Origin of the sequence: Methylobacterium sp. ap11, from assembly GCF_900110515.1 — a bacterium.
Classification (GTDB): domain Bacteria; phylum Pseudomonadota; class Alphaproteobacteria; order Rhizobiales; family Beijerinckiaceae; genus Methylobacterium; species Methylobacterium ajmalii.
On the sequence record NZ_FOEB01000011.1, the window covers coordinates 208,526 to 225,566 of the forward strand.

Sequence of the window (17,041 nt, forward strand, 5' to 3'; positions counted from 1 at the left end):
GGGTTCAGGCCGCCGGCGCGTCCTCGGCCGGACCCGCGGCCGCCTCGGCCTTGAGGCGCCGCCGATACTGGTTGGCGCCGATCGGGATCGCGCAGAGATAGCCGAGGCTCAGGAGCGCCAGGATCTCGAACGGGAAGCTGATCAAGAGCCCGAACGCCGCCACCGTCACGACGAAGATCGGCAGCACGTATTCCCGCGGCACCCGCTTGCCGATGGTCTTGCCCGAGAAGGTCGGCACCGTGGAGATCACCATGAGGGCGATCACCAGCATGTAGATCAGCGCGACCGGCGCCAGGCTCGGCGCCATCTCGAAGCCGAGGAAGTGCAGGTAGAGCGGCAGCATCACGGTCAGCGCGCCGGCCGGAGCCGGCATGCCGACGAAGAAGTTCTTCTTCCATTCCGGCCGGTGGGGATCGTCCAGCATCACGTTGAAGCGGGCGAGCCGCAGCGCCATCGCGATGGCGAAGATCAGGGCGACGATCCAGCCCAGCGACTTCAGGTTGTGCAGCACGAAGCTGTAGAGGATCAGCGCCGGGGCGCAGCCGAAATTGACGAAGTCGGCCAGCGAGTCGAGCTCGGCGCCGAAGCGCGAGGTGCCCTTGAGCAGGCGCGCCACCCGGCCGTCGACCCCGTCGAGCACCGCGGCGGCGATGATCGCGATCACCGCCGGCTCGAACTTGCCCTCGAAGCCGAAGCGCACGGCGGTGAGCCCGAGGCACACCGCCATCAGGGTGATCATGTTGGGGATGATCAGCCGCAACGGCACCGCCTTGAACCGGCGCGACTTTGTCTCGACCGACTTCGAATCGGTCGACTTGGGCTCGTCGGGCTCCGGCGCGAAGGGCGGGAAGAGGTCGTCCATGCGAGGCCTCCCCGTCAGGTGCGCCGGAACTGCCGCACCGGGCCGGTCCCGCGCAGGTCGGCCAGCACGGTCTCGCCCGCCACCGCCTTCTGGCCGAGGCCGACCAGCACCCGCGTGCCCGCCGGCAGGTAGACGTCGACCCGCGAGCCGAAGCGGATCAGGCCGAAGCGGTCGCCGACCGTGAGGTCGTCGCCGGGCTTGACCCAGTCGACGATGCGGCGCGCGACGAGGCCGGCGATCTGCACGACGCCGATCCGCACCGCTTCGCCGTTCTGGCGGGTCTCGATGACGAGGCCGTTGCGCTCGTTGTCCTCGCTCGCCTTGTCGAGCTCGGCGTTGAGGAAGAGGCCCGGGGTGTAGTGGACCTGGTCGATGCGGCCGGTGACCGGCACCCGGTTCACGTGGCAGTCGAACACGTTCATGAACACGGAGATCCGCAGCATCGGCACGGACGGCAGGTCGAGCTCGGAGGGCGGCAGCACGGTGCTGATGAGGTTCACCCGGCCGTCGGCCGGCGAGATCACCAGCCCGTCGCCGACCGGCACGATCCGCTCGGGATCGCGGAAGAAGTAGCAGACCCACAGGGTCAGCAGCAGGAAGATCCAGCCGAGGAACTGCACGAAGGTGCCGGCGAGCACCGTCAGCACGATGCCGATCGCGATGAAGGGGTAGCCCTCCTTGTGGATCGGCACCAGCACGCGGCGGATCGTCTCGAACAGGTCGGTCATGGTTCCTCGGGCCAGTCCTCGGGACTTTCGCCGGCCGCGAACGGCCGGTCCAGCGCCCGCGGATGGCAGGCGCGCGGTCCCGCGTCAATCGTTCGAACGACGCGGGACCGCGCGCTTGTCGGCCATCGCCTGGAGGATATTGGAGAAATCGTCGGTCCAGGGCCTCCGCGCCCTGTCCGGGGCGATCCGCTCCCAGGCCGGATCGGCCGCGAGCCCCCCGAGATGCGCGGGATCGCGGGCGAGCACCGCCACCGTGGCCGCGGCACGGAACCGCACCGGGTCGAAGGCGAAGGATTCGCGGGCGACGAAGGTCGACAGGCCGACCTCCGCACCGACCCGGGCGAGGATGCGGGCGAGGTCGAGGTGGCGGTTGGTGATGTGCATCACCAGCACGCCGTCCGCCGCGAGCTTGGCACGATAGAGCGCCAGGGCCTCCCGGGTGAGCAGGTGGGCCGGGATCGCGTCGGACGAGAAGGCGTCGATCACCAGGAGCCCGAGCCCGCCCGGATTCTCGCCGCCCGGCGCTTCGGCGAGGGTCAGGCGGGCATCGCCCAGCACCACCGGCATGTCGGGGCCGCAGGCCGACAGGAACCGGAACTTGTCGGGGTCGCGGGCGATGCGGGCCACCGCCGGGTCGATCTCGTAGAAGCGCCAGGCCTCGTCCCCGGCCCGGTGGCAGGCGAGGCTGCCGGTCCCGAGCCCGACTACCGCGACGGCGCCGAGCGAACCGCCCCGCGCCGCCCGCGCGCTCCGGACCGCCGTGCCGAGCGCTCCTTCCGGCGTGTAGTAGACGAGGGGCTCCGGCGGTCCATCCGCGGAGACGCCCGCGGGCTTCGCGACCCGCATCGCTCCGTGGATCGTGGTGCCGTGCATGAGCAGGCGCATCGTCCCGTCCGGCGTCTCGACGATGCGGTGGATGCCGAAGAACGAGCGCACGCTCACCGCCGCATCCGCCCGCATCGCCGCAAGGCCGGCCGTGAGGGCGAGCAATGCCGCCACGGCGAGGCGGTGCGGATCGCGCCAGCTCGCCGCCAGGAGGCCCGCCCCCGCGAGGGCGAGGAGCTGCGGCAGGGCGGGAGCATCGAGAAGCCGCCCGGCCAGGACCATGAGGACCGCCGCGGCCGTCGCCGCGAGGCCGCCCTGTGACGCCCGGACGAGCGAGGCGCGGCCGCCGGAGGCGAAACCCGGCCGGCAGGCCAGAGCGGCGACGATCAGGAGCGGGTACTCGACCACCCGCGAGAACACGAGCGGCGCGGCCAGCCCGCAGGCGATGCCGCCCAGCACGCCGCCGAGGGAGACGCAGACGTAGAACTCGGTCAGCTGGTCCGGGGCCGGGCGCAGGTGGTAGAGCGTCGCGTGGCCGATCAGGGCGCTGACGAAGAACAGGCCGAGATGGAGCGCGAGCCCGCCCCACAGCCCGAAGCCGACGACGAAGCTCGCCAGCGCGAGGGCGGTGCCCCAGACCTGGAGGCGCAGCAGGATCCCGCCGGGCAGGCCCATGCCGTCCCGGAACGCGATCACGAAGGTGAGGAGGAACAGCGCGAGGGGCGCCACCCAGAGAAGCGGCGCCGCCGCCACGTCGGTCGAGATGTGGGCGGTGACCGAGACCAGGAGGGCGGAGGGGACGAAGGCGAAACCGATCCAGGCCCAGCGCCGGCGCCAGCCCGGTGCCGGAGAGGCTGGGGCATGGGAGACGCGCGGCCCGCCCGCCCCCCGGGCGGCACCGGAGGCGAGGCCCGATCCCAGGATCAGGAGGCCGAGGACGGCGAAGCCCGCGACCCACACCTCGGTCTGCACCCGGAGCGGCATCAGGGGCTCGATCAGGAGCGGATAGGCGAGGAGCGCGGCGAAGGAGCCGACATTCGAGGCGGCGTAGAGGAAGTAGGGATCGCCGGCCCGCGGATGGCCCGAGCGGGCGAACCAGGCCTGGAGCAGCGGGCCGTTCGCCGAGAGGGCGAAGAACGGCAGGCCGACGGCGGTCGCGAAGAGGCCGACGAGCCAGAGCGCCTCGTTCTCCCCTGGCGGCCGGTCGAAGCCCGCGGGCAGGCCGATCGGAAGCGTCAGCCCGGCGACGAGCATCAGCCCGAGATGGACCAGGAGCGCCGCCCGGGTGCCGAGCCGCCGGGCGAGCAGGTGGGCGTAGAGGTAGCCGCCGAGCAGCAGGGCCTGAAAGACCACCAGGGCGACCGACCACGTCGCCGGGCTGCCGCCGAGGCTCGCCAGCACCATCTTGGTGAACATCGGCTGGACCGAGAACAGCAGGAACGCCGACAGGAGCAGCGCCGCTCCGGCGGCCGGCACCTGCGCGCGAACGAGGACCGGGCCGAGGCGGGAGGCGGCTCTCCTCGCGGACGGAATGGCCGAAATGGGCAGGTCGCTCGACATGGGCGGGTCCGTGGGCTCGCCCCCGTTCTCACCCGCCGCCGTTTAAGATGAGGTGCAGGGGAGCGCCGATGCGCGCTCCCCACGTCATGCTATCCCGGACCTCACGACACCGAGGCGGGCTCGGGCGCCTTGGCGAGCGTCCCGGGGATCTCGCTGGGCTCCAGGTGCGTGCGCAGGCTCTCGCCCTCCTGCGATTCCGCGCGCTTGAGCGCCTCGCGGGCGGCCTCCGCCTCGCGCTGGCGGTTCCACATCGCCGCGTAGACCCCGCCCTGGTCCAGCAGCCCCAGATGGGTGCCGCGCTCGGCGATGCGGCCCTGGTCGAGGACGATGATCTCGTCGGCCCCGACCACCGTCGACAGGCGGTGGGCGATGACGAGCGTCGTGCGGCCGCGGCTCACCCGGTCGAGGGCGTCCTGGATCTCGCGCTCGGTGAAGGAATCGAGCGCCGAGGTCGCCTCGTCGAGGACGAGGATCGGCGGCCCCTTCAGGATGGTGCGGGCGATGGCGACGCGCTGCTTCTCGCCGCCCGAGAGCTTCAGGCCGCGCTCGCCCACCGGCGTGTCGTAGCCCTCCGGCAGGGCGGCGATGAAGCGGTCGATCTGGGCCAGCGTCGCCGCCTCGCGCACCTCCGCCTCGGAGGCCTCCCAGCGGCCGTAGCGGACGTTGTAGCCGATCGTGTCGTTGAACAGCACGGTATCCTGCGGCACCATGCCGATCGCGGCGCGCAAACTGTCCTGCTGCACCGCCGCGATGTCCTGCCCGTCGACCGTGATGCGGCCCGCTTGCGGCTCGTAGAACCGGAACAGCAGGCGCGACAGCGTCGACTTGCCGGCCCCCGACGGACCGACGATCGCCACGGTGCGCCCCGCCGGTACCGTGAAGCTGATGCCGCGCAGGATCGGCCGCTCCGGCACGTAGGCGAAGTGCACGTCCTCGAACCGCACCACCGCGTCCGAGACAGCGAGGGGCTGCGCGCCCGGCCGGTCGGCGATCTCCGGGTTGCGGTGCAGGATCTTGAACATGTCGTCGATGTCGATCAGGGCCTGCTTGATCTCGCGATAGATCATGCCCATGAAGTTGAGCGGCATCGACAGCTGCACCAGCATCGTGTTGACGAGCACGAAGCTGCCGATCGTCGCCCGCCCGGCCATGATGTCGCGGGCGGCCAGCCACATCACCACGCCCATGCCGATCGTGAAGATCACCGCCTGGCCCGCGTTGAGCACCGCGAGCGAGACATAGGTCTGGGTCGAGGCCTTCTCGTAGCGGGCCATCGACTGGTCGTAGCGGTCGGTCTCGCGCTTTTCGGCGCCGAAATACTTCACCGTCTCGTAGTTGAGCAGCGAATCGACCGCCTTGGTGTTGGCGTCGGTGTCGGAATCGTTCATCCGCCGGCGGATGGCGATGCGCCATTCCGTGGCCTTGTAGGTGTAGCCGAGATAGGCCGCCACCATGACGAGCACCACCACCGAGTAGAGGATGTCGAACTCGTAGGCAAGCGTGCCGATGACGAGCAGGAACTCGACGATGGTCGGCACCAGCGTCAGCACCATCAGGCGCGACAATTCCTCGATGCCGTTGCGACCGCGCTCGAGCACCCGGGTCAGGCCGCCGGTCTTGCGCTCGAGGTGGAAGCGCAGCGACAGCTGGTGCATGTGCTGGAACGTCTGCAGCGCCAGGCGCCGCACCGCGTGCATCGCCACCTTGGCAAACAGCCCGTCGCGCACCTGCGTCAGCAGCGCCATGGCGATCCGGGTGGCGCCGTAGAGCAGGATCATCAGGGCGGGCGCGGCCCAGATCCCGGTCGGCACCGCGGCCTCCTTGCCGAGGCCGTCCCGGCCGCCCACCACCGCCACCAGGGCGTCGGTCGCCCACTTGAAGGTGAACGGCATCGCCAGGGTGACCACCTTGGCGACGAGCAGGAGACCGAAGGCGATGAAGACGCGCCGCTGCAGGTCGGGCCGGCCGTGGGGCCAGAGATAGGGCCACAGGCGGCGGTAGGTTGCGACGAGGCCGGGCCGCTCGGGCTCGGCCGGAGGGGTCTGTTGACTGGACAAGGGACCGGTTCCGGGCGGGATCGGCGCCGGATATAGGCCAGGACGATCCGGCAAGACAGCGCGTCCGGCGCGGCCCGGACCTGCGGCGGCGGGGTTTCGAGGACGGCCGGGCGGCGGAAACCCGGGCGACACGCCCGCGAAACACGCCTAGAACGCAGGCAACGCGACCGCTCCAACCGCTGCGTCCCTGCCGCGGCGCCCCTGCCTCCTGCCCGCTTCCCGGATCGTCCATGCTGCTCCCGTCACCCCGCGATGTCCGGCGTCCGCGCACCGGGCCGGCCCTGCTGCCCGTGCACGCGCCTCCGTCATGGGGCGGGGAGTCGATGACCGCGGTGCTCGACCGCTGCCTCGGCCGCTGGCGCCGCTACGAGGCGGGCAGCGTCGACATGACGGTGTCGCCCCACGACGACATGCTGGTCGACACGCCGGAGGGCCGGGCGCATTACCGGGCGGTCGGCGTCTCGGCGCTGCGCCTCGCCACCGAGGCGATGCTGCTGACCGGCCGCACCGAGCCGCGGCGCATCCTCGACCTGCCCTGCGGCGGGGGCCGGGTGACGCGCCACCTGGTGAAGTTCTTCCCCGAGGCCGAGGTCTCGGTCGCCGACCTCGATGCCCGCAAGGTGGAGGACGTGGTGGCGCAGTTCGACGTCACCGAGATCGCGAGCAGCAGGGATTTCTCCGCGGCCCTGCCGGGCTCCTACGACCTGATCTTCGTCGGCTCGCTGGTGACCCACTTCGACGCGCCGCTCTTCGCCCGGGCGGTGAACGTGATGATCGACGCGCTGGCGCCCGGCGGCGTGCTGATCCTGACCTCGGCCGGGCGCAACTGGGCCGCGCTCGCGGGCGTGCAGGACCGCGACGCGGGGCTGGTCCCGTTGCGCTGGTGGCGGGCGGCGCTGTCGCTCGTCGGCGGGAAGAAGCCCTCGCACCGCCTGCGCGTGCTGGAGAGCGACTACGCCCGGCACGGCTTCGGCTACACCGAGGTGCGCAGCTGGACGAAGCTCTACGGCCAGAGCTACGGCGGCAGCTTCGCGGCGCCGTCCTGGCTGATGCGGGTGGTCGAGGAGCGGCCCGACGCCCAGGTGATCGGCCTCAAGGAGCGCGGCTTCGACAACCTGCTCGACGCGACGCTGATCCAGCGGGCCGGCTGAAGGGCGAGGCCGTCAGCCCCGCCCCTCCGGCGCGGGCGCCTGCCCTTGCGGCTGCCCCTGGCCCTGCCGCTGCGTCTCGCCGGGCAGCACGAAGACCTGGCCGGGATAGATCCGGTTCGGGTCGCGGATCTGCGGCTGGTTGGCGTCGAAGATCACCGTGTAGCGCAGGCCGCGGCCGTAGGTCCGGCGGCTGATGCTCCAGAGGTTGTCGCCGCGCACGACCTTGGCGGTGCTGATGCCGGCCACGAACACCGCGCCGGGATCGGCGGGCGGACGATCGGCTTCCGCGACGGGCGCCGGGGCGGCCGGCGGGGCCGAGGCGTCGGGTGCCGCCGGAGACGCCGGCCTGGCCGCCGCGACGGCGGGCGCGTCCGCGGGAGCACGGGAGACCGTCGGCGCCGGAACGGGCGCGGGAAGTAACGGGGCCGGAGCGCTCCTGGCGGCGTCGCCGTTTGAGGAATCGCTCTTGGAGGAGTCGTTCTTGGAAGAATCGTTCTTGGAAGAATCGTTCTTGGAGGAATCGCTTTTGGCGGCGGCGACCTTGCCGGGATCGACCTTGGCGGGCGCGGGTTGGGCCGCCGGAGCCGGGGCCGGCTCGCCGAGGGCCTGGGGCATCGCGAAGGCGGTCTCGGCTCGGGTCTCGACCTTGCCGGAGGCGGGATCCACCTGGTCGACCCGCACCCGGTAGTCGCCGGGCTTGACCCCGCTGCCGATCGTGAAGGCGATGCGGCCGTCCGGCCCGGCCTGGCCGGGGGCCACCAGCGTGTCGTTGAGGTAGAGCCGCAGGGCCGCCTTCGGGGCGCCCCGCGCGGTGACGTAGAGCCGACCACCCGCCTCGGCATCGACGCCGACGACCTTGACCGGCTCGGGCCGGGCCTCCTCCTTCGCCGGACGCTCGGGCGCGCCCTTGCCGATCGGGCCGCCGCTCCTGGCCTCGACCTTCGGCGAGGCCTTCCCCTCGGGCGAGGGATTGGCCGATGATCCGGCCTCTCGAGCGACCTTGGTCTCCTGAGCACCCTTGGTCTCCTGAGCACCCTTGGTCTCCTGGGCACCCTTGGCCTCTTGGTCGACCTTGGCCCCGGACGGTCCGGGCGCGGCCTCGGGCAGCGACAGGACCGCGGTCGGCCGGCCGGGTGCCGTCACGGCGACCAGGGGCTTGGCGCGCCGGTCGGGCGCCACCACCACCACGGCGCTGTCGCGGCCGGTCAGCTGCGTGCCGTCCGGCGCGGTGCTCTGGAGCGTGATCTCGCTGGTTCCGGGCGGCAGGGCCGGCGGCACCAGGGCGAAGTTGCCGGCGGCGTCGGCCGTGGTGCGGGCGAAGGGCCGGCCGTCGCGCATCAGCGCGACCTCGGCCCCGGGCCGGGTGCGTCCGGCGACGACGTTCGACCCGTCGGGCTCCACCCGGACGACGTCGAAGGCCGGGGTGCCCTCCGGCGCCGCGGGCTGCACGGGAGCGGCGGGCGGCGCGGGTGCCGGCAGCGCCGCGACCGGCGCGGGCGTCGAGGCCGGCGGCGGCGCGTCGGGCGAGAGCAGCGAGAACAGGCGCGTGCCGCTCGCCGCGACGCCGATCAGCACGAACCCCGCCACGAGGCCGACAGCCCCGAGGACGAGGCCGCGGCGCAGCTCGGTCGTCGGCCTCCCGCTGGTCATCGCACGCTACTCCCGGTCACGCAGCCTCTCCGCCGATGGGCAGTCCGGGGCGCCGAAGCCCCGCGCGACCTTTCGCCGTCCGGTCGACATGCCGGCGCCATCGACCCCATAGTAACATCAGTGACCGGGCGAGACCACGCGGCGGGCCGGCCCGGCCGGAAACTTGCGTGGGACGCGGCGGCGTAGGGACGGCCGGAGAGCGGCCGCGAACGGTGCGGAGACTCGATGCGGACGGTTTGCGTGTATTGCGGCTCGGGATTCGGCACCGATCCGGTCTTCGAGGCGGCGGCGCGGGCGCTGGGGCGCCACCTGGCGGAGGCCGGCATCGCGCTGGTCTATGGCGGCGGCAATGTCGGGCTGATGGGCACGGTGGCCCGTGCCGTGCTCGACCATGGCGGCCACGTCACCGGCATCATCCCGGACTTCCTCAAATCGCGCGAGCGCATGCTCGACGACGTGCAGGAGACGATCGTCGTCCCCGACATGCACACACGCAAGAAGCTGATGTTCGACCGCTCGGACGCCTTCGTGGCGATGCCGGGCGGCATCGGCACCCTCGAGGAGCTGGTCGAGCAGATGACCTGGTCGCAGCTCGGCCAGCACGCCAAGCCGATCCTGCTGCTCTCGGTAGCCGATTTCTGGGGCCCCTTCCTCGGCCTCCTCGACCACATGCGCCGCACCGGCTTCATCCGCGAGGGCCTCGACCTCAGCTACCTCGTCGCCGAGGTGCCCGAGCAGGTGGTGCCGATGCTGAAAGCCGCGGTCGGCCGGGCCGAGCCGCGTCCGGAGGCCGAGGCGCTGATCGAGGAGAAGTTCTGACGCGATGCCCCGGCTGCGCCCGCGGCCGGGTTCACGTCGCGCGGCGCGACCGGCATCGCCGCAGCGCCGCCAAGAGCCGGGAGGCAGGATCCGGGGTCGCCGTCATGGGATGTCGGCGATGCGGCGCCCGATGCCGCGAACGGCTCGGCGGAGACGAACCCCGGCCGGCTCGTCGGCGAGGATCCGCGCGATCTTTCGCGTGCGCCCCGTGATCATGCATCACCCGATCGATGATGCCGTCGAAATCGATCGCTGCACCCGTGACGATCTGAAGAACGAGAGATCTTCGATTGAGGCATGCCGTATGCGACATGGCATGCTTGGATAAGCCTCAATTATTATTTTGTATTGTATTATTTGAAAAACAGTTTTCTACGCCTTCTGAATATTGACTCGACGCTCACAACAAATCCAATCATAAAACAATCTGTAATGTCGCGCATCCGTGCCGAATGCACGGAGGGAGAGAGCAATTGGCAAGAGAGTCGGATCGCCGCGCCTACGTCAGGGAGCAGATCGAGTTCATCCGCCGAAACAACGACGAGGACGTTCACGAAGTGATCATCAAGGCGGGCCTGCCAGATAGTAACGATCAGCAACTCGTGACCACGGTCGCGCAGGCACTTCAACGGCGCAGCCTGTCGACCTCGCCCCGGGACGTCTTGCCGATCCGGCGGGAGTTGCTGGAGGAGGCATCGAAACGGACCGCAGCGAGGGGACGGCGGGCCAGTGCCGCGCTGAAACGATCCCAGCTGGAGGATCAGAGCCTCGCGGCGCAGGTGGCCCGTCGCACCGAACGTCCGCAGGCCTTGCGGAACCTGCGGGAGCACAATCTCAACGCCATGCGCCCGCTGATGCAATCCGCGGTCATCCAGGACAGCCTCGCCACCGGGTCCGGCCGGGGGCGCAGGCCGGCGGCCCCACAGCCGCGGGCGTTCTGGACGTCCGGCAGCTTCCTGGTCCGCATGAGGGACAAGGAGCTTCCGAAGCTGATCGACGCGGATGCGGCCGAGGGCATCGAGGGAGTCTATCTCAACCGGAAGCTCCTGGTGCCGCCGATGGTGACGCCCAAGCAGCTGCCGCAATCGGTCGAGGACAACAAGGTCAGCGCCTGGGGCATCCGCATGATCGGCGCGCTCGCGGTCTGGGGGGCGTTCGGATGCCGCGGCCAGGGCATCAAGGTCGGCCTTCTCGACACGGGCGTCGACGCTGGCCACCCGGATCTCGCCGGCAAGATCACCGCATGGGCCGAGTTCGACGCCAAGGGCGCGCAGATCGTCAAGTCCACCCCCCACGATCCCGACGGCCACGGGACGCATTGTGCGGGCACGATCGTCGGCGGCAACGCGAGCGGCCGGTGGATCGGCGTGGCGCCGGAGGCCGAGATCGCCGCGGCCCTGGTCATCAGCGGGGCGAAAGGCGGCACGGACGCGCAGGTGCTGGCCGGCATCGACTGGGCGATCGACCAGGGCGTCGACGTGATCAACATGTCGCTCGGCGGCCTGATCTGGGGGCCCGACGTGCCGAGCACCTATACGAGCGCGATTTTGAACGCGCTGCGGGTCGGCATCCCGGTGGTCACAGCGATCGGCAACGAGGGCAGCCAGACCAGCGGATCCCCGGGGAACGACCTGTTCGCCTTCGCGGTCGGCGCGACCGACTACCGGAGCTGGGCCGCCGGCTTCAGCGGCGGCCGGACGCAGGCGATCCGCAAGTCCCCGTTCTTCCCGGTCGACACCCTGCCGCTGGTCTACTCCAAGCCCGACATCTCGGCTCCCGGGGTCGCCGTCCTGTCGGCGGCCCCCAACGGGGAGTGGCGACACCTGAACGGCACCTCAATGGCGGCTCCGCACGTCGCGGGCGCCGTTGCACTTCTCCTGAGCGCGACCGATATCAAGGACACCGTCAAAGATCACGAACGCGCATTCGTCATACAAGATCTCCTGACGGGCTCGGCCGAAGAACTCGGCGAGGCAGGGCAGGATCATCGCTTCGGATTTGGGCGCCTCGATGTCTTGCGGGCGATCGGGTTCGCGAAAGATCTCGGCTATTGACGGAAGGAACCGGGCCGTGATTCAAGGTTTGTTCATCGAACGGGAGCAAAACCGTGTGACGCGCGAAATTTGTTCTCGACGGAGATCGCACATGCAGATGAATTCCGAGGCGATGCCGATCAGTCTGGGCAAGATCCGCTCGGAGGAGTTGCGCGATCACGCCCTGCATTCCGATGTAGAACCAACGACGGTGATCGTTGAAGTCGACTTGCCTGTACCTCAAGTTGCGGCGTCGGGTGGCGGCCGCATGGGCACACAACAGGCACGTTTCAGCATCGTGCCATCCTCCGCAGCCGGCTCGACCATGGAAGCGAAAGTCGCGGAGATCCGGCGCGCCTTGACGGACGCGCTCGGACGGCAGCCGGACAGGTTCCTGGCGTCGTCCCGGTCCTTCATCCTGGATGCGACGGGAAACGAGCTGAGCAGGATCGCCGCGCTTCCGACCGTGCTCGCCATCTGGCCGAACGTGCACCGCTAGAGCGGTGTCCGACGGGACGGATGCCGGATCGTCGGGACATTCCGCGAAATCAAAAACCCGCATCATCGCCCGATCGTACCGCGATCGGGCGATGATGCCGAACGGCCCCTGCTCTCTCACCGGACGAAGGGTGGCGCAGCCCGCGGCGAGTTGCTCCCGCTCCGTGGCACGACCGGGCTTGGGAGGGCGGCTCGGCCGACGAGGCAGCCCCATCCGTGCCTCGGCGCCGGATCCTGGGTACCGATCCAGGGCTGCCATGCGGTCTATCGCCATCATGCCACGATCGCGTCGCCACACGGGCGTCGCTACCCGGGACGCGACCGCATGGTACGGGGGCGGAGCGGAGCAGCCCGCTCGGCGCACGGATCACGAGGAGCGCATCTTGGACACGAAGCCCCCCAACGACATGCTGCCCTACCGCCTGATCACGGGGAAGGACGACGCCAACTTCTGCCGCCGGATCTCGGAGGCGCTGGCGCTCGGCTACCGGCTCCACGGCTCGCCCGCCTGCACCTTCAACGGCACGGACGTGATCGTGGCGCAGGCCGTGGTCTGGCCGTCCGCGGTCGCAGCCGAGGCGCCGGGAGACGCCACCCCGCACGCCTGATGGGGCAAGGGCCGGCCAGGGGCCGGCCGAGCCGGTCTCGGGCTACGGGTTCACCGTCCAGCTCGTCGTCCCGTCCTTGTTGTCCTTCACCGTGACGCCGAGCGCCGTCAGCGCCCCGCGGATCCGGTCGGATTCCGCCCAGTCCTTGCGGGTCCGGGCGTCCTTGCGCTCGGCGATGAGCCGTTCCACCGCCGCCGCGTCGACGCCGGAGGCCGCCACCGCCGCCTGGGCGCGGGCGGACTTCGTCTGCCCGAGGAGCCCGAGCAGGCCGGCGCCGGCCTTGAGCGAGGCCGGGTCGGCGAGGCGGTGGACCTCGCCGAGCGCGGCCGGGGTGTTGAGGTCGTCGAGAAGCGGCTCGAGCACGCTGTCGGGGGTGGGCCCGGGCTCGGCGTCGCCGGCGGCCTCGTACCAGCGGTCGAGGGTGCGGCTCGCCTCCTCGAGGCCGCGCAGGGTCCAGTCGATCGGCTGGCGGTAATGGGTGCGCAGCATGGCGAGGCGCACGACCTCGCCGGGCCAGTCCGCCAGCACCTCGCGCAGCGTCACGAAGTTGCCGAGCGACTTCGACATCTTCTCCCCCTCGACCTGCAGGAAGCCGTTGTGGAGCCAGAGGTTGGCCATCACCGGCGTGCCGAAGCAGCAGCGGGTCTGCGCCACCTCGTTCTCGTGGTGGGGAAACACCAGGTCGATGCCGCCGGCATGGATGTCGAAGGTCTCGCCGAGGTGCTTCCAGGCCATCGCCGAGCACTCGATGTGCCAGCCCGGGCGGCCCGCGACCGCGATCCCGCCGGGCGAGGGCCAGGACGGCTCGCCCGGTTTCGAAGGCTTCCACAGCACGAAGTCGAGGGGCGAGCGCTTGTAGGGCGCCACGTCGACCCGGGCGCCGGCCTCCATCTCGTCGAGGGGACGGCGCGACAGGGCGCCGTAATCGGGCATCGAGGGCACGTCGAACAGCACGTGGTCCTCGGCCACGTAGGCGTGGCCGGCGGCCACCAGCCGGTCGATCAGCGCCGTCATCTCGACGATGTGGTCGGTCGCCCGCGGCTCGATCATCGCGGGCGGGCGGCCCGGCACGTTCACGTCGTCGGGCAGCAGGATGCCGAGACGGCGGATGTCGTCGTGGAACTGTGCCAGCGTCCCGTCGGTCAGCTCGCGGATGGTGATGCCGCGCTCCGCCGCCCGGGCGTTGATCTTGTCGTCCACGTCCGTGACGTTGCGGGCATAGGTCACCGCGTCGGCCCCGTAGAGGTGGCGCAGCAGCCGGAAGAGCAGGTCGAAGACGATCAGCGGCCGGGCGTTGCCGATATGGGCCGCGTCGTAGACGGTCGGGCCGCAGGCATACATCCGCACCCGGCCCGAATCGATCGGCCGGAGCGGCTCCTTGGCCCGGGAGAGCGTGTTGTAGAGGCGCAACAGCGAGGCCATGAAACACCTGCGGGAGGAGAGTGGGCCGGGGCGCCGCGGGACGCGCCGGCCAAGGTTCTAAGTCGTTGCCGGGCCGGGCTTCGGGCCCGGCCGGACCACCCCCGGGACCGCCGCGCCCCGGCGACCGCGGCGGCCGCCTGTTGCACGGGTGAGACGCCCGGGAGCGCCGATCCGGGTTAGCCCAATTCCGTGAGCAATTCGAGAAGGCAGACGCCGCCGGGGCCAAGCCCCGTCCGGACCCTGCGTAATCGTCCCGCTCGCACGATGCGTAGAGAGATTGTTTACCACCCCCGCCCAGTGTCGGGCCGGAGCCGGATGCCGACGGCTCCGTTCAGAAGGTTTGCCCCATGCGTCGCACCCTCGCCGTCCTCAGCGCCCTCGGTGTCCTGGCCGCCGCCCTCCCGGCGCACGCCGCATCGCAGACGCCCGGCGTGGAGAAGACCTTCCTGATCCCCTCGAGCGACGGCTACGGCGTCGCCGAGTGCCTGACCACCGGCGGCGAGTGCGGCCAGGTGGTGGCGGATGCCTGGTGCGAGTCGCAGGGCTACGCCAAGTCGGCCTCCTACGGCATCGCCGCCCAGGACGACTATACCGGCGCGATCGAGGCCGCCCCCGCGGTGAAGCCCTCCGACCGCCCGATCCGGATCACCTGCCGCGACTGATTCTTTTCACAGAGGCGGGCCGCGCGGGGGACGGAAGGCCGGCGACGGGACGCGACGCGGAACACCGATCGGACGATCCTGCGGCATCCGCGGCCCCGGAACGACGCGGTGACCGCGAGCCTCGAAGAGCCTGACATGCGCGCGTCGTCCGGCACCGCCACGATCCGCTGGCACGCCGCCCGGATCGGCCTATCTCGGACCTCGAAGACCGACGGCCGGGACGGCGGAGGGACCGGGGCATGATCCGAAGCATCGTCATCGTCGCGGCCCTGCTGCCGAGCCTGGCGCTCGCCGCTCCGCGGGACCGCGCCCCCGTGGGCCCGCTCGTCCCGGGCCTGCCCGGCTACGATTGCCGGCTCTGGACCCCGTTCGACCACGACGTCGTCGGCCCCTACCCGCGACCGGGCGCCCGCCCGGTGCGGGCCGCGAGCGGCTGGGGCCGCACCGCCTACGGCTACGGCACCGGCGGGGCCTCGGCCTCCGGTGCCGTCGCGTATCCGGTCAACAGCGTGGCCGAATGCGACCTCGGCGCGACGACCCTCGGCCGCGGCGGGCTCGACATCCTGCCGCGCTGACGGCCCGGGCATGCTTTCGACGGTGCGGGATCCGGTTCGTCGGAAGACGACGCGGCCGAACCGGAGATCCGGAGCAGCGCCCGGTCGCAAACGCGATCGGGCGCCGCCCCTCTCTCAGGTGCCCGGCTGGCCGTGCACCGCCTTGTAGAAGAACTCCTTCCACTCCTTCGGCCGGTTCTTCAGCACCCCGGCCTTCGAGAGGTGGTCGGCCTGCAGCATCGTGCCGTAGGGCGTGGTCGAGAAGACGACGCCGGGCTGCTTCATCATCGCGACGAGCTCGTCGGGCTCGAATTTCTCCTTGGTGGCGGCCAGGTAGAGCGTGGCCGCCTTCTTCGGGTCGTCGCGAATCAGCGCGTTGGCCTCGTCGATCGCGGCGAGCACCGCGGCGGTGGTCTTCGGGTTCTGTTCCATGAACTTGCCGCGGCCGAACACGATGGCGTTGCTCAAGGGACCGCCGACCACGTCGTAGGAGTTGAGCACGACGTGGATCTTCGGGTCCTTCAGCTCGATCTGCTGGTAGGGCGGCAGCGAGAAGTGGCTGTTGACCTCGCTGGTGCCGCCCAACAGCGCGCCGACCGCGTCGGGATGGCCGAGCTGGATCGTGATCGGGTCGAGCTTGTTGCGGCCGGCCTCGCCGAACTGGCGCTCGGCAGCGATCTGCAGCATCACGGCCTGGGCCGAGACCTTCACGGTCGGCACCGCGATCCGGTCCTTGGCCGAGAAGTCGGCCAGCGTCTTCACCGCCGGGTTGCGGGTGACGAGCAGCATCGGCGCGCCGGCCGAGGCGGCGAGCCCCTTCACCTCGCCGCGGGTGCGGTCCCAGGCGAGCAGCAGGTTGGTGGCGCCGCTGGTGACGAAATCGACGTTGCCGGAAATCAGCGCGTCGACCGAGGCGCCACCGCTCGTCAGCGTGACCCAGCTCACCTTCACGTCGCCGAGGCCGGCGGCCGCGACGTGCTTCTCGACCAGGCGCTGCTGCTCGGCCAGCACCATCGGCATGTAGATCAGGCCGGGCTGGCGGGTAAAGCGGACCTCTCCGGTCTCGGCCTTCGCGGCGGGGGCGGCGAGGCCGAGCGCGACGGCCAGCGCGCCGACGGCGCGCCTGAGGAACGGCATGGGCGAATGCTCCCTGGTTCTCGGCCCGTGTCCGGGCGCCGCAAGTCGGGCGCCCGCCGGAACCGTTCAGGGAGCCAGGGTCTGGAAATACCCCGGAAACGTCAAGCCGTGACGGCGCCGTCAGCAGGGCAATCGCTTCAGCCTCGGTGCGGGTTTGGGCTGCGCGAGGCGGAGGATGGTGGTTCACCTGGGGCTTGGCGTTCTGCGAGGCCCCATGCCGTCATCGCTGTCGATCCTCGACCACTTCTCCGCCCTGGAGGATCCGCGCCAGCATTGGCGGGTGATCTACCCGCTGCCCGAGATCCTGCTGCTGGTGTTGTGCGCCACGCTCTGCGGCATGGACGATTTCGTCGAGATCCGGCTGTGGGGTGACCAGCGCCTGGACTTCCTGCGTCGCTTTCTGCCTTACGCGCGCGGCTTGCCCGCCCACGATACCCTCAACGACGTCATCAACGCGCTCGACGCCGACCTCTTC

The 17,041-nt window shown here is 70.9% G+C and carries 15 protein-coding genes; 8 read left to right on the plus strand and 7 right to left on the minus strand.

Going from position 1 to position 17,041, the window contains the following annotated elements; genetic code table 11:
* Nucleotides 1-4: 4 nt before the first annotated feature.
* The 4 genes from pssA to BMX97_RS18045 form a co-directional block, all read right to left on the minus strand.
* Nucleotides 5-862 carry a CDP-diacylglycerol--serine O-phosphatidyltransferase gene (pssA, locus tag BMX97_RS18030; protein ID WP_091752718.1) on the minus strand — a complete coding sequence of 286 codons (858 nt, stop codon included), beginning with the start codon at nucleotides 860-862 and terminating at the stop codon, nucleotides 5-7.
* Nucleotides 863-876: 14 nt separating this feature from the next.
* Entirely contained in the window at nucleotides 877-1,590 is a 714-nt protein-coding gene (locus tag BMX97_RS18035; protein ID WP_091752719.1) for a phosphatidylserine decarboxylase, read from the minus strand.
* Nucleotides 1,591-1,674: 84 nt separating this feature from the next.
* Nucleotides 1,675-3,975, minus strand: coding sequence for a fused MFS/spermidine synthase (locus BMX97_RS18040; RefSeq protein ID WP_091752720.1), 2,301 nt, complete (start codon nucleotides 3,973-3,975; stop codon nucleotides 1,675-1,677).
* A gap of 101 nt (nucleotides 3,976-4,076) precedes the next feature.
* Nucleotides 4,077-6,032: an ABCB family ABC transporter ATP-binding protein/permease gene (locus BMX97_RS18045; protein ID WP_244538492.1), complete on the minus strand. Its 1,956-nt coding sequence runs from the start codon at nucleotides 6,030-6,032 to the stop codon at nucleotides 4,077-4,079.
* A gap of 323 nt (nucleotides 6,033-6,355) precedes the next feature.
* Here BMX97_RS18045 and BMX97_RS18050 point away from each other — a divergent pair, with 323 nt between their 5' ends.
* Nucleotides 6,356-7,183, plus strand: coding sequence for a class I SAM-dependent methyltransferase (locus BMX97_RS18050; protein ID WP_177202268.1), 828 nt, complete (start codon nucleotides 6,356-6,358; stop codon nucleotides 7,181-7,183).
* A gap of 12 nt (nucleotides 7,184-7,195) precedes the next feature.
* On the opposite strand, the gene BMX97_RS18055 is transcribed toward BMX97_RS18050, so the two are convergent.
* Entirely contained in the window at nucleotides 7,196-8,833 is a 1,638-nt protein-coding gene (locus BMX97_RS18055; RefSeq protein WP_091752722.1) for a LysM peptidoglycan-binding domain-containing protein, read from the minus strand.
* 225 nt (nucleotides 8,834-9,058) lie between these two features.
* Here BMX97_RS18055 and BMX97_RS18060 point away from each other — a divergent pair, with 225 nt between their 5' ends.
* The 4 genes from BMX97_RS18060 to BMX97_RS33330 all read left to right on the plus strand — a co-directional run bounded on the left by BMX97_RS18060 (nucleotide 9,059) and on the right by BMX97_RS33330 (nucleotide 12,791).
* Complete coding sequence (locus tag BMX97_RS18060; RefSeq protein WP_091752723.1) at nucleotides 9,059-9,652, plus strand: LOG family protein; 594 nt, start codon at nucleotides 9,059-9,061, stop codon at nucleotides 9,650-9,652.
* A gap of 473 nt (nucleotides 9,653-10,125) precedes the next feature.
* Nucleotides 10,126-11,706, plus strand: coding sequence for a S8 family serine peptidase (locus BMX97_RS18065; RefSeq protein WP_177202269.1), 1,581 nt, complete (start codon nucleotides 10,126-10,128; stop codon nucleotides 11,704-11,706).
* Nucleotides 11,707-11,797: 91 nt separating this feature from the next.
* A complete protein-coding gene (locus tag BMX97_RS18070; RefSeq protein ID WP_091752725.1) occupies nucleotides 11,798-12,184 on the plus strand; it encodes a hypothetical protein in 387 nt (128 codons plus the stop codon).
* 382 nt (nucleotides 12,185-12,566) lie between these two features.
* Nucleotides 12,567-12,791 (plus strand): DUF1737 domain-containing protein, encoded by a 225-nt coding sequence (locus BMX97_RS33330; RefSeq protein WP_091752726.1) that lies wholly within the window; start codon nucleotides 12,567-12,569, stop codon nucleotides 12,789-12,791.
* Nucleotides 12,792-12,833: 42 nt separating this feature from the next.
* Here the strand turns inward: BMX97_RS33330 and cysS are convergent, their stop codons facing one another.
* A complete protein-coding gene (gene cysS / locus BMX97_RS18080; protein WP_091752727.1) occupies nucleotides 12,834-14,213 on the minus strand; it encodes a cysteine--tRNA ligase in 1,380 nt (459 codons plus the stop codon).
* A gap of 347 nt (nucleotides 14,214-14,560) precedes the next feature.
* Here cysS and BMX97_RS18085 point away from each other — a divergent pair, with 347 nt between their 5' ends.
* A complete protein-coding gene (locus BMX97_RS18085) occupies nucleotides 14,561-14,875 on the plus strand; it encodes a hypothetical protein (protein WP_060846822.1) in 315 nt (104 codons plus the stop codon).
* A 239-nt stretch (nucleotides 14,876-15,114) separates the two neighbouring features.
* Complete coding sequence (locus tag BMX97_RS18090; protein ID WP_091752728.1) at nucleotides 15,115-15,450, plus strand: hypothetical protein; 336 nt, start codon at nucleotides 15,115-15,117, stop codon at nucleotides 15,448-15,450.
* Nucleotides 15,451-15,564: 114 nt separating this feature from the next.
* Here the strand turns inward: BMX97_RS18090 and BMX97_RS18095 are convergent, their stop codons facing one another.
* Nucleotides 15,565-16,566 (minus strand): ABC transporter substrate-binding protein, encoded by a 1,002-nt coding sequence (locus tag BMX97_RS18095; RefSeq protein WP_091752729.1) that lies wholly within the window; start codon nucleotides 16,564-16,566, stop codon nucleotides 15,565-15,567.
* 214 nt (nucleotides 16,567-16,780) lie between these two features.
* Here BMX97_RS18095 and BMX97_RS18100 point away from each other — a divergent pair.
* Nucleotides 16,781-17,041 (plus strand): transposase family protein (locus BMX97_RS18100; protein ID WP_143074645.1); only part of this gene is annotated, 261 nt, incomplete at its 3' end.